The sequence below is a fragment of the Niveibacterium umoris genome (assembly GCF_014197015.1).
In the GTDB taxonomy this organism is placed as follows: domain Bacteria; phylum Pseudomonadota; class Gammaproteobacteria; order Burkholderiales; family Rhodocyclaceae; genus Niveibacterium; species Niveibacterium umoris.
In genome coordinates, this window is record NZ_JACIET010000001.1 from 1,359,501 (window position 1) to 1,372,373 (window position 12,873).

The window sequence follows — 12,873 nt, forward strand, 5'->3', positions numbered from 1 at the left end:
AGAGATGAACAAGTATTCTGCAAACGAGGCGTGGCAGAACCTCAACCAAGAGAATCCGAACGCACGCTGGAAGAACTTTGCCGCGCGCGCTCTGGATGGCGCCATCATGGCCGAAGCGCATGACCCGGTCCGGATGCATCCGGACGACCGGGTCTTCTGCATGGGGTCGTGCTTCGCGAAGAACATTGAACTGCGTCTGCTGGACGCAGGCCTGACCGTCCTGAGCCACCCGCGTTTCGCACCGAAAGACGGTTCGCCCTTCACTCCGCTGCCCAACATCTTCAACATCCAGTCGGTGCTCAACGAACTGTCGTGGGCCTTCGACGTCGCCCCCCATCCGCCGGAAGCGAACTTCGTCAACGACGATGAAGGCTTCTGCTACGACCCGCACAGCACCATCGATCTCTTCCGCTGCAAGCCGGAGGACGCACGGAAACGCCGCGCCGGCGTCACGGCGAACATGCGCCGGCTCGCAAGTTGCGACGTGCTGATCCTGACCCTGGGGCTGGTCGAGGTCTGGTTCGACAACAAGACGGGCACGTACCTGAATGCCACGTTACCGCAGCGCCTGCTCACCCGCGAACCGGGCCGCTATGAGTTGCGGGTGCTCGACTATCAAGCCGTTCGCGACGGGCTGGAGAAGGCACTCGCCCTGCTGCGCCAGTTCGGCAAGCCTGATCTGGAACTGGTGATTTCGGTGTCGCCGGTACCACTGGCCGCGACCTTCCGCCCGATCGACGTCGTCATCGCCAACAACTACTCGAAAGCCACCCAGGTCGCTGCCGTACTCGATTTCGTCGGGCAGAACCCGGGCGTTCATTACGTCCCGAGCTTCGAAACGGTGACGATGTCTGCACGGCGCTTCGTCTGGGAGGAAGACCTCCGTCACGTCACCCCTGACATCGTGGCGCGGATCACGCAGCGTTTCGTCGCCGCGATCCAGGATCGCGCGATTGCTGCGCCGGCTGCGGTGCCGACCGACTGGCCCGCACAACCCTATGAGGTCGCCCGCAACCCGGATACGCCGAATTTCACCTCGGCCACGCCGGGCGATCGGGACTTCCCGGCCGGGTTCCCGATCGTCACCGCGTCAAGCTGCATGGAGCCACGCTTCGACGCCAGCGGCTTCATGAGCACCTCACGGCGAATCTGGCATGCGGAGCGCTGCCCCGGATACCCGCAGTGGGTCGAGTTCAGTTTCGCCCGGCCGCTCACCGTGCGCAGGCTGTTGATCCAGAGCCAGGAGAAGCACCCGGAGCGCGCGCCGCGGCGATTCTCGTTTCACTGGTGGAACGGGGAATGCTGGGTCAGCGCTGCGACCGATGTGGTCGCGACATGGGACACCGGCGGTCAATGGCTCGGATGGGACCTCGGCCCGGTGACCTCGCAACGCTTCAAGCTCGAGATTTTCGAGAACAGCGGCGATCCGACCTACCTCACGATCCACAACGTCTACCTGAAGCCATGACGAGAAAGTCGGTGCTGGTCACGAGGGAGTGCACAGCCGAAGGCCTGTCCGGCATCGGCTGCCTGCTTGCAGCCGGGCACATTGTCATCCTGCGGCAGGTACCGGCGATTGCTGCAATCCGGGAAAGCCTGCTGCAGCGCGCGGCCGGGCACTCGCCCGCGAGTCTTCCGGCACTGCACGCGTTCTACGCGCAAGGCAAAACACCTCCGCTCGACGCTGTCGAAGCGCTCAGCCATGCAATTCACGAGGTCCGACGCACACATGGCGTCAGCCGGGAGCTCGCTCCCCTGATTGAACGGATGGGGTTCGGCAGGCCTACCCGTATCGACGGCGGCATCCCTCGGCTGGTACTGCCTGCGGCCCTCGTCGATGCGGCACGCGAATCGGGCCGCTTCCAGGCGACGGACTTCAAGCGCGAGCGAGCAGACGGGATGACCGAGATCTTCATGCCGGGCCCTGCGAACATCCATCGCGACTACAACCGACGGCACCGGCTGCTGCAATGCAACCTGTGGTTCCCTCTTCACGATCTGGCAGAAGATGAGACGATCCGAATCTGGCCGGAACGCTATCGCGAAGACGTGACCGACATGCCACTGACGGACGAGAACCTCGCCTCGCTCGGAAGCCCTGCATCCTTCAGGCTCGCCTTCGGCGATGCCGTGCTCTTTCACGGAGAACACCTCCACACATCGCCACCGCATCTCGCCGACGGCTATCGGCGACACACGTACGACGTGCGGATCGCCGCGTTCTGCCCGGACGACACCGCGCACTACCGCCTGGGGTTCTCCGATCTGAGGAACTTCGCGCAAGAAGACCTGGCAAGTACCGGAGAATGCGGCTTCGATGTAATGCTCGCGGCCGGCGAGCCGCTGACCCGGGTCGACGCAGAGTCCCTTTACCAGCGACATCGCGCCTGCCGCTTCAGCGAAGATCGACAACTTCAGCTTGCAGAGCGTTTCGCGCCACTCGCGCCCGACCTCGCAACGACGCTGCTGGTCGACCTGATCCAGACGACGGGCCACTGGTTCTGGGCGCAGCGCGCGCTCGAGGCTCTCGCACGAATCGACATCCCTGCTGCACGCGTGGCTGCTGACAGAGTGTCTGATCTGCAGAGAAACACTCCAGAGCCGCTGGACTTCACTCCAATCGCGTTCCGCCGCGCCTCCAATGAACCGCAACCAGACACACACCGGGTTGCGGCGATTCGCGCAGGCACAGAGGGCTAATCAACTTTGAGGCACGATATGCAGACCATTGAGTCGATCGCCAAGTTGCTCGATGAGACCTTCTCCATCTCTGTCGATGGGTTTTCGGGCTGGCACAACGATCAGGCTGCGCGCCATCTCAAAGAGCATGAACGCGCAGCCGACTTGTATCGTCCGGCGATACAGCAGGATCGCGCCGAGTTTCTACTGTTTCTCGAAGACTGCAAGAACCTCATCGAAACCCGCAGGGAAGCAAGCAGCATCCTGCAGATCGGGCTCGGAATCAGTGGAGGATCGCATTTCGCCTTCGAGCAGATATTCCGCACCGTCTGCACGGTTGACTCCAGCCGGGCGAACATTGAGCGCTTCTGCAGACGGTTTGGCCGTCGTCCAGAAGAGGTCGTAGTCGAACCCCAGAACACAGGCACTCCGAAAGGGAGCGCGGTCATATGCGGGAACAGCCTTGATCCAAGGGTTCATGGATATATCGCCGCTCATTATGGGCAGTTCGACGTCTGCTTCATCGACGGCGATCACACATTTGAAGGAGTAAGGAGGGACTGGCAGCTCTATGCACCGATGGTGAAACCGGGCGGCTGGGTGGTCTTTCATGATCATGTTCCAACCCCGGCCAGACTGCATGAGCGCGCTGTGGACGTCTTCCTGACGTGGCTTCGTCACCAACAGGACGCGCCCATGAAGTTCGTCGAGATCGGACACTCGCTCGGTATCACCTACTACGTGCAGAGAGATCCTGCAACGTATCCGTACTCAACCGCATCGTGAGGGTCCGACAGCGATGGAATTCAAGATCATCTACGGCAACCATCACCACGGCGCGGTCCAGATCTACGACACGCTGATGCTGCTCAAGCACGGCCTGGAGGCCGCTGGCCACAAGGCGGACCTGGAAGCGAACCTCTGCCCCGGCAAGACCAACATCCTGATCGAGTTCTTCACCTGGGACTTCGTGGATGTACTGCGCGACGTCGCCAGGGTGCCCGGTACGGAATTCATCGTCATCGCGACCGAGTACCTGACCGGCGAGACCTTCAACAATTTCGACGCCCTGCCCCTCGATCAGATCACGCCCCAGCACAGCCACTACGACGATCTGCGCCACTGGCGCAAACGCTACCGCACCTTCAGGGAGGTCGTATCCATGGCGCGTGCGGTGTGGCACCTCTCTGAGCTGCAGGTCCCCGCTTACCGCGAGAAACTTGCTTTGCCGAATGTGCATTACCTGCCGCATGGCTACATGCCTGCGATGGAGCGCGTCGTGCAGAAACCGGTTGCTCACAAGGACATCGACGTGATCTTCACCGGCACCCGGACGCCGTACCGCGACGCCGTACTCCGCGATCTGGAGGCGCGGGGGCTTGTCGTTCGCCAGCTGCCGATCCTGACCAGCGAGTTCCTGCGCGAGGACATGGTGGCGCGCGCCAAGATCGCGATCAATGTGAGGCAGCACGCGAACTGGAAGTATCCATCCAACTCGCGCTTCTACTATCACCTGATGAACCGCTCGATGCTGGTATCGGAGCGCTGCGAAGCCCAGTGCGACCTGACACCGTTCATCCATGAAGCGCCGCCGGAAGCACTGACCGAGACCTGCAGCAGCCTGATCGCCGAAGGTACCTATCAGGCCGAGGCCGATCGTCGCCTTGCGACGTTCCGCGACGCCATGCCGATGGCCCCACGCATGGCAGCCCTGCTGGAGGCGACCTATGCCTGAACATGGCCCGCGTCCGCACCGGGCGCGCAACCCTTTGAACGCGCAGCACACCCGCGCTGCCGCCACCTCATACCACTGGAGCATGTGATGAGCCGAGATTTCTGCGTGACCTGTTATGGCCTCGCCGCGAGCAGGTGGGTCAGCTTCGTGCTGGCCTCGCACCCGAAGGTCTTCGTCGCCCACGGTACCTATGAACTGGATTCGATCATGCGGGGCAGCTTCGATTCCGAGCGCACGATCGGCAAGGAAAGCGACAATCTCGACGCCCTCGAACGCGGCCGCGAACTCCATCGCCTGATCAAGCGTTCGCCGCTCAAAGCACTGTATGACCAGTACCGGGCGCTATGGCCGCAGGCCGAGGTCTACGGAAACGTCCACAGCTTTGTGCCGGTAGAGCTCTACGCCAAACCGGACATCTCCGAGATGGATCTCAATGTGGTGAATCTCCTGCGCCACCCGGTCAGCTTCGTGGACTGCCATAACACGATCGTGCTGCAGGCCCAGCAGACCGAGGAGCTCAAACAGCACTACGAGACGATGTATGCGCGTCAGGTACTGCCGGCACTCGAACGAGACGGCGCCCTCGACCCATCGGCATATGTCTCCCTGGAAGACAAGGCCTTCCTGATCAGTTGCTTCTCGGTGGTCGGCCAGGCAAAGGATCTGATCGCTCACCCGATGCCGGCCTTCCGCATGGAACAGCTGACTACCGATGGCGACGCACTCGCCGGGTTCTGCCGGACGGTCACGGGCTTCGAATACGACCCCGCGGCGCTTGCCGCATTCATCGCGAAGGGCAGCATCAACAACCATCGCAAGAAGGAAGCTCTGCGCCAGCCAGCCGAGATCTACGCCGCCTGGTCGCCGCGATACCAGCGGGCCTTCGAGATGCTGATTGCACGACCCTACCGCGAGGTCTTCGGCGAGGTCGGCTATCCGCTCGCCTGATCACCGATCATAGCCCTGGCGAGGAGCAGGATCATGCGCACACTCGACATCCAGCCACTGGTCGTCGGAACACCCCGTTCCGGCTTCTCGCTTCTGATCGCCATGATCCAGCGGATCATGGATTACCGGAAGGTGAGCTTTGCCCGTACACCGCAGCAAGAGGCCATCACCCGCTTGATGCCGCTCTTCTCGTATGCGCTGAACAAGTCCTATGAGGATGTGTTCGTGGCGCACGGACTCGGCGAGCGTTTGCTGTACAACGGTGAATTCCAGTTACTAGTAGGTGGGCCGAAGTGGCTCGTGCCCGGCGAGCCATGGATGGGCGTACGCAAGTACATCGGCTGCCTCGGACACGCCGACTTCCTGCTGGTGACAAAGCACCCCCGCATCCTGTTCGATTATCACGGCGTCCGCCACTCGCACGACGCGCCGCAGCGCTGGGCCGAAGACCCGGGTTTCTCCGCCTGTCACCGATTCGCGACGATCCGTCACCCGCTCGACATGTTCAACTCGGCGGTGCATTCGATCAATGCGCTTGCCAGCGAATACCTGCAGCGATTCCGCCCCGGCGCGGATGAATCGGCCCTTCGCCGCGAGATCGCGCTCAACAAGCTCTCCGATCCGCGCATCTGCAAGGGCCTGATGTCGCACCAGCTCAAGTACTGGAAGGAGTATCTGCCGTGTCGGCCGCGCTACGCCGAACTGCGCTGGGAAGACGTGATCGCCGATCCGGTGGCCAGCCTGCAGTGGGTCGCCACGCAACTCGGACTGGAACTCTCGGCAACGGAGGCGGAGGCCGTCTGGAAGCCGATGGATCACCGCAATCTGCTCGTCTACCACCAGCACAACTACCGCAAGGGTCACGGCATCGTCGGCGACTGGCTGACGCATCTGCGGCCTGCGCATGTCAGGATGGCTCGGGAGATGGGCCTGCTCGAGGTAGCCGAAACGCTCGGATACTCGCTTGACGACTGGTCGGAGGACGCGCCGGCCAATGAGTTCCAGCAGGTGCTGGACGACTGCCTGAATCGCGGCGAGGTCTTTCCGATGACGGACCCGGAACTGGCCGGCTTCTGTTTCAACAAGTCGAATATCGACGCAAGCGCATTCAACTTCAAGAGCTTTGCCGGACGCAAATGGGCCTATGTCGAGCGCTCCACCCTGTCCGACGACGCGATCGTTCAGGCGGTGCTTGAACGGGCGGAAGAAGGCTGCGAGGCAGTCAATGCCATTGCCTTGCAAATCGAAGCTTCGCCGGGCGGGAGCGTGGAGAAAATACTCTCGCAGGTGGCTGATGCCTGCGCCGGGCTCGTTCGCGACGATGCAGGCCAGGCGCTCCTGGATCAGGCGCTCATGACCGACGGCGCCAGGAACGGCAACCTCCTGAACGCCCTGCAGGGTATGTCACCCGGAAGTATCATCTGGGGACTGGGCAAGGATCTGCTTCAACTGCGCGCACAGAACGAGGCCGGCTTCGACGCGCTGCTCCGCCAGAAGGCGGCCCGACTGGCCGATGCCGCCCTGGCTGGCCGGAGCTTTGCCGGCCTGGAGGTGAAGCGTTTTGAAGACTGCGTGACGGACCAGATGCCAGACGTGGTAATGACACCCTTCTCTGCCCAGACGCGCATCCAGATGCGCCGTTCGGCCGCAGCCCGCTGCCCGCAGGCGCGTATCATCGACCCCTACAGGACTGCGTCCGCGGAACACTGATCGCCTGACAGCCGGACATTCAAATCGTGAGCATCCATCCCACAACACACTCACCTGCACCACGCACCCTCTGGTTCACCGGCCTCTCGGGTGCCGGCAAGTCCACGCTGGCGCGCACCCTGGAACGTGAATTGCAGGCCGCGGGGCATGCTGCCTACGTACTCGACGGAGACGAGTTGCGGACCGGCCTGTGTCGTGACCTGGGCTTTTCACCGGCCGACCGCGCCGAGAACATCCGGCGCGTCGCCGAGGTCGCGCGCATCATGAACCATGCCGGCCTGACCGTACTCGTGGCGCTGGTCAGCCCCTTCGAACGCGATCGCCAGAATGCACGCTCGATCATCGGCGAAGCAGCCTTCCGCGAGATTCACGTGTCGACGCCACTCGGCGTATGCGAAGCGCGGGATCCCAAATCGCTTTATCGCAAGGCACGGGCCGGCCAGATCCCGGAGTTCACCGGCGTCAGCTCGCCCTACGAACCGCCGAGCTCACCCGAGCTCGTCCTCGACACGACGAGCGTTTCGCTCGACGACGCGATGAAGCAGCTTCGGGAACTGCTGGCCTGAAAGGCGAACAAGACGACGCGGCCGATTTCGATCCAGATCGGAAATTGGCGCAGAAAAACCAGACCATGACCAACGATCGCCTATACATCAGCGGACATACCGGACTACTGGGCAGCGCTCTCCACCGCCTTGTGCCTGCCGGGCGGCACCTGATACTACGCACGCACCGCGAACTGGATCTTCGCCACGCGGAGCCGACGAGCGCGCTGTTCGAAACAGAACGCCCCGGCACTGCAATCCTGGCCGCCGCCCGGGTGGGCGGCATTCATGCCAACAACACCTTTCCGGTCCAATTCCTTGCTGACAACTTGGCGATCTACAGCAGTTGCATAAAGGCAGCTCATCAGGCGGGCGTCGGGCGGCTGATCGTCGTTGGTTCGAACTGCTCGTACCCGCGCGGAGCGGCTCATCCCATAGGCGAAGCGGCCTTGTTCCAGGGAGAGGTCGAGCCAACCAACTCCGCGTTCGCGATGGCCAAGCTGGCCGCGATCGAACTGTGCCGCGCCTATAACGCCGAATTCGGTACCCGCTTCCTGGTGGTGATGCCAACCAGTCTCTACGGCCCTGGCGACAACTACGACCCGGCGAACTCGCATGTCGCCGCAGCGATGATCCGGCGCTTCGTGAAAGCGGCGAAAGACCGCACGCCGGTGGAAACCATCTGGGGGTCCGGTACGCCTTTGCGCGAACTCCTCTACGTGGATGACTGCGCCGCTGCGATTCACCTTCTTGCCAATCTGCCGGACGCTCAATTCGACGCATTGCTCGCCGCCAGCCGCTACCCGGTGATCAACATCGGCGGCGGCACGGAAGTCTCCATCCTCAAGCTGGCGCAAAAAGTTGCCGATATCGTGGGTTATACGGGCGAGATTCGTACCGACCCTGCGAAACCGGACGGCGTGCCGCGCAAGCTGCTCGACAATTCCCGGATGGCTGCGCTGGGTTGGCAAGCGAAAGTCTCGCTCGATGAGGGACTGCGACTTGCGCTGGCGGACTATCGGGCCCGCTACCCGGCAAACGACTGATCCCCGAACAAACGGAACGCGACATGTATTACGAACTGGCAGCAAGCACCTGGGGCGCCGAGGAAATCGCGGCGCTCCACCGCGTCATCGACAGCGGCATGTTCACGATGGGCGAGAACGTGCGCCGCTTCGAGGAGGCTTTCGCCGCGCGCTTTGGCAAGCGCCATGCGGTGATGGTCAACTCGGGCTCGTCGGCCAATCTGGTCGGCGTGGCGGCGCTCTCGTTCAAGCAACACAAACCGCTGCAGCGTGGCGACGAAATCATCGTACCCGCGATCTCGTGGTCGACCACCTTCCACCCGCTGCAGCAGTACGGCCTCAAGCTGCGTTTCGTCGACGTCGATCTGCAGACGCTGAACATCGACGTCAGCCAGCTCGAAGCCGCGCTGACACCGCAGACCCGCGCAGTAATGGCGGTGAGCATTCTGGGCAACCCAGCCGAGCTGCCCACCTTGCGCGCCTTCTGCGACAAGCATGGCCTCTACCTGTTCGAGGACAACTGCGAATCGATGGACGCCAAGGTGGACGGCCGCTACACCGGCACCTTCGGCGATATCAACACATTCAGCTTCTTCTTCTCGCACCACATCTCGACGATGGAAGGCGGGATGATCCTGACCGACGACGACGAGTTGTTCGCGCTGTGCCGTGCGATCCGCAACCACGGCTGGACGCGCGACCAGCCGCCCGGCAGCCCCTTGTACGAGAAGCGCGACGACGACTTCTTCGAGGCCTACCGCTTCATCGTGCCGGGCTACAACGTGCGCCCGCTGGAGCTTTCCGGCGCCGTTGGTCTCGAACAACTGAACAAGCTGGACGACTTCACCGCCGCGCGCCGCGCCAACGCGCGCCACTTCCAGGCGCTGTTCGCGAACGACCCGCGCTTCATCATCCAGCGCGAGAACGGCGAATCGAGCTGGTTCTCCTTCACGCTGATCCTGAACCCTGCGATGGACCTCGACCGGCGCCACGTGATGCGCTCGATGAAGGACGCGGACATCGGCTTCCGCATCATCACCGGCGGCAACTTCCTGCGCCACGACGCAATCAAGTACTACGACTACGACTGCGTTGGCGAAATCATCAACGCGAATACCGCCCATGATCGGGGCTTTTTCGTCGGTAACCATCCCTTCGATTTGCGCGATCGTATCGACACACTGCAGCGTGTGCTCGACACCGCAACCCGCTAACGCGTAAAGGCTTAGACACACCATGAAGATTCTGGTCACCGGCGGCGCCGGCTACATCGGCTCCGTCCTCGTCCCCGAACTGCTGGCGGCTGGCCACGAAGTCACCGTGGTCGACAATTTCATGTACAAGCAGGCCAGCCTCGGCCATGTCTGCGCGCACCCGAAGTTCGACCTGGTGCGTGGTGATGTGCGCATCGAGAACGTGATGAAGCCGCTCATCGCCCAGGCCGACGCGATCATCCCGCTCGCCGCCTATGTCGGCGCCCCGCTCTGCGCGCGCGACCCGGTCGGCGCCTCGAGCACCAACCACGATGCGATCGAGATGATGCTGCGGCACGTGAGCCAGGAGCAGCGCATCGTGATGCCGACGACGAACTCGGCCTACGGCACCGGCGACGAGAACAACTACTGCGACGAGAACTCACCACTGAAGCCGATCTCGCTCTACGCGATCGAGAAGGTGAAGGTGGAGCAGATGCTGCTGCAACACCCGAATGCGATCAGCTTCCGCCTCGCCACCGTGTTCGGCATGTCGCCGCGCATGCGCATCGACCTGCTGGTGAACGACTTCACCTACCGCGCCGTGAACGATCGTTTCATCGTGCTGTTCGAAGCCCACTTCAAGCGCAACTACATTCACGTTCGCGATGTGGTGCGTGCCTTCATCCACGGCTTCGACAATTTCGAAACGATGCGCGGCCAGATCTACAACATGGGGCTTTCCAGCGCGAACATTTCCAAGCTGGAACTCTGCCAGCGCATCGCCCTTCAGGTGCCGGACTTCACCTTCCTCGAAGCGCCGCTCGGCAAAGACCCGGATCAGCGCAACTACATCGTCTCGAACGAAAAGGTCGAGGCCACCGGTTACCGCACCGCCTATACACTCGACGACGGCATCCGCGAGCTGATCAAGGGCTACCAGATGCTGAAGAACACGCAGTACGGCAATGTCTGACACGCCGATCACCCTCCTCGCTCGCAAGGAGATCGCGCAGAACACGGTGTACCGCGTCTGCTTCGATCACATCCGCAGCTCCAACGGGGAGGAGGTCGGCAGTTTTCTGGCGGTGGTACCCAAGGCGCTCGGCGCCGACCAGCTCGGCGGCGTGTGCGTGCTGCCGCTGGCGGTTGGCAAGGTAGGCCTGCTGAAGGTGTGGCGCCACCCGCTCGGTCGCAGCGGTTACGAAATTCCCCGCGGCTTCATCGACGAAGGCGAATCGGCACTCGCCGCCGCGCAGCGCGAACTGGTGGAAGAAACCGGCATCGTCATCGACGCCGCACACCTGGAACCGCTCGGCCACTTCACACCCGAGGCCGCGCTGCTGCAGGCGCGCGTGGCGCTATTCGTGGCGCACCTGCCGGGAGCCTTCGGCGCGGCCGGCCCGGAAATGGGCCACACCGGGTTCGACTGGCTGCCCGAAGCCGAGGTACGCGAAATGCTCGCCCGTGGCGAGATTGAAGACCCAGCCACCAACATCGCGTGGCTGCGCTACTCGCTGAACAAGGGAGGCCAGCATGGCTGACACCATCGACGTCCTGCTGATCAACCCGGGCGATCATCGCGGCACCTATCAGGGCTTGGGCGAGACTATCGCCGCGATCGAGCCGCCGGTATTCGCCGGCCTGTTTGCGACCTACCTGCGCAAGAAAGGCAAGCGCGTCGCGATCTACGATGTGCCGGCCACCCGCGAATCGGCCGAGCAGGCGGTCACGAACATGCTGGCGCAGTACGCGCCGAAGCTGGTGGTGCTCGTGGTGTACGGCCTGCAGCCCTCCGCCTCGACGCAGAACATGCCGTCGGCCGGCAAGATCGCGCGGCTGATCAAGGCACAGTCGGCGGTGCCGGTGATGATGACCGGCACGCACCCGGCCGCCCTGCCTGACCTGACGATGCGTGAAGAGCAGGTCGACTTTGTCTGCAGTCTGGAAGGCCCGGTCACAATCCTGAAGACCATCGACGCGCTCGATGCGGGCATGACCGACTTCTCGGACATCCCCTCGCTGTGGTGGAAGCGAGGCAAGCTGGTGATGGCGCCGCAATCGGCTGAAGCCCTGGTGGCTGACCTCGATACAGAGATGCCCGGCATCGCCTGGGATCTGCTCGACATGTCGCGCTACCGCGCACACAACTGGCACTGCTTCGACCACATCGACCAGCGCACGCCCTACGCGTCGATCCATACCAGCCTCGGTTGCCCCTTCAAGTGCAACTTCTGCTGCATCAACGCACCCTTCGGCAAGAACGCCTACCGCATGTGGAGCCCCGAAACGGTAGTCGCCGAAATCGACCATCTGGTGAAGACCTACGGGGTGAAGAACATCAAGTTCGTCGACGAGATGTTCGTGCTCAACCGTCGTCACGTCGAAGGGATCTGCGACCTGCTGATCGAACGCGGCTACGACCTCAATATCTGGGCCTATGCCCGTGTCGACACGGTGAAGGACGACATGCTCGGCAAGTTGCGCGCCGCCGGCTTCAACTGGCTTTGCCTGGGCATCGAGAGCGGCAGCGAGCATGTGCGCGACGGCGCCGAGAAGTCTTTCGGCTCAGACGAGATCATCGACATCGTGCGCAAGATCCAGGCGCACGGCATCCGCGTGATGGGCAACTACATCTTCGGCCTGCCCGACGACACGCACGAATCGATGCAGGCCACGCTGGACCTGGCGCTCGAACTCAACTGCGAGTTCGCCAACTTCTACTCGGCGATGGCCTACCCCGGCTCGCAGCTCTACACCATGGCCAAGCGCGAAGGCATCGCCCTGCCGCCTCACTGGGGCGCCTACTCGCAGCACGCTTGGGACACCATGCCGCTCGCCAACAAGGCACTGAGTGCGGCCGAGATCCTCGCCTTCCGCGACCATGCGTTCAACACCTATTTCAGCTCGTCGCGCTACCGCGACATGGTGCTGGAGAAGTTCGGCCAGCCGGTGCTCGACCACCTCGACGAAGTGCTTTCGATCAAGCTGCGTCGCAAGCTGCTCGAAGAAGCGCCGGTGACGGCCTGAGGAGATGC

12 protein-coding genes are annotated in these 12,873 nt (G+C 62.7%); all 12 read left to right on the forward strand.

The window, feature by feature from the left end:
- Positions 1-4 precede the first annotated feature (4 nt).
- The 12 genes from GGR36_RS06025 (at position 5) to GGR36_RS06080 (ending at position 12,865) form a co-directional block, all read left to right on the forward strand.
- A complete protein-coding gene (locus tag GGR36_RS06025; RefSeq protein WP_183632980.1) occupies positions 5-1,468 on the forward strand; it encodes a GSCFA domain-containing protein in 1,464 nt (487 codons plus the stop codon).
- Entirely contained in the window at positions 1,363-2,700 is a 1,338-nt protein-coding gene (locus GGR36_RS06030; RefSeq protein ID WP_183632982.1) for a hypothetical protein, read from the forward strand. The genes GGR36_RS06025 and GGR36_RS06030 overlap by 106 nt, the downstream gene beginning before the upstream one ends.
- Before the next feature lie 18 nt (positions 2,701-2,718).
- Positions 2,719-3,465, forward strand: coding sequence for a class I SAM-dependent methyltransferase (locus tag GGR36_RS06035; protein ID WP_183632984.1), 747 nt, complete (start codon positions 2,719-2,721; stop codon positions 3,463-3,465).
- 13 nt (positions 3,466-3,478) lie between these two features.
- Entirely contained in the window at positions 3,479-4,414 is a 936-nt protein-coding gene (locus tag GGR36_RS06040; RefSeq protein WP_183632986.1) for a CgeB family protein, read from the forward strand.
- Between the two features lie 87 nt (positions 4,415-4,501).
- Positions 4,502-5,362 carry a hypothetical protein gene (locus GGR36_RS06045; protein WP_183632988.1) on the forward strand — a complete coding sequence of 287 codons (861 nt, stop codon included), beginning with the start codon at positions 4,502-4,504 and terminating at the stop codon, positions 5,360-5,362.
- 33 nt (positions 5,363-5,395) lie between these two features.
- On the forward strand, positions 5,396-7,072 hold the full coding sequence (locus GGR36_RS06050) for a sulfotransferase family protein (RefSeq protein ID WP_183632990.1): 1,677 nt from the start codon (positions 5,396-5,398) through the stop codon (positions 7,070-7,072).
- Between the two features lie 26 nt (positions 7,073-7,098).
- Positions 7,099-7,638 carry an adenylyl-sulfate kinase gene (gene cysC, locus GGR36_RS06055; RefSeq protein ID WP_338086629.1) on the forward strand — a complete coding sequence of 180 codons (540 nt, stop codon included), beginning with the start codon at positions 7,099-7,101 and terminating at the stop codon, positions 7,636-7,638.
- 65 nt (positions 7,639-7,703) lie between these two features.
- Complete coding sequence (locus tag GGR36_RS06060) at positions 7,704-8,663, forward strand: GDP-L-fucose synthase family protein (protein ID WP_183632992.1); 960 nt, start codon at positions 7,704-7,706, stop codon at positions 8,661-8,663.
- A gap of 23 nt (positions 8,664-8,686) precedes the next feature.
- The gene (locus GGR36_RS06065) at positions 8,687-9,856 is read left to right on the forward strand and encodes a DegT/DnrJ/EryC1/StrS family aminotransferase (protein ID WP_183632994.1); all 1,170 of its coding nucleotides are present in this window, start codon (positions 8,687-8,689) and stop codon (positions 9,854-9,856) included.
- A gap of 22 nt (positions 9,857-9,878) precedes the next feature.
- On the forward strand, positions 9,879-10,811 hold the full coding sequence (locus tag GGR36_RS06070) for an NAD-dependent epimerase/dehydratase family protein (RefSeq protein ID WP_183632996.1): 933 nt from the start codon (positions 9,879-9,881) through the stop codon (positions 10,809-10,811).
- Entirely contained in the window at positions 10,804-11,379 is a 576-nt protein-coding gene (locus tag GGR36_RS06075; protein WP_183632998.1) for an NUDIX hydrolase, read from the forward strand. Before GGR36_RS06070 ends, GGR36_RS06075 begins: the two co-directional genes overlap by 8 nt.
- Positions 11,372-12,865: a B12-binding domain-containing radical SAM protein gene (locus GGR36_RS06080; RefSeq protein ID WP_183633044.1), complete on the forward strand. Its 1,494-nt coding sequence runs from the start codon at positions 11,372-11,374 to the stop codon at positions 12,863-12,865. Before GGR36_RS06075 ends, GGR36_RS06080 begins: the two co-directional genes overlap by 8 nt.
- Positions 12,866-12,873 lie beyond the last annotated feature (8 nt).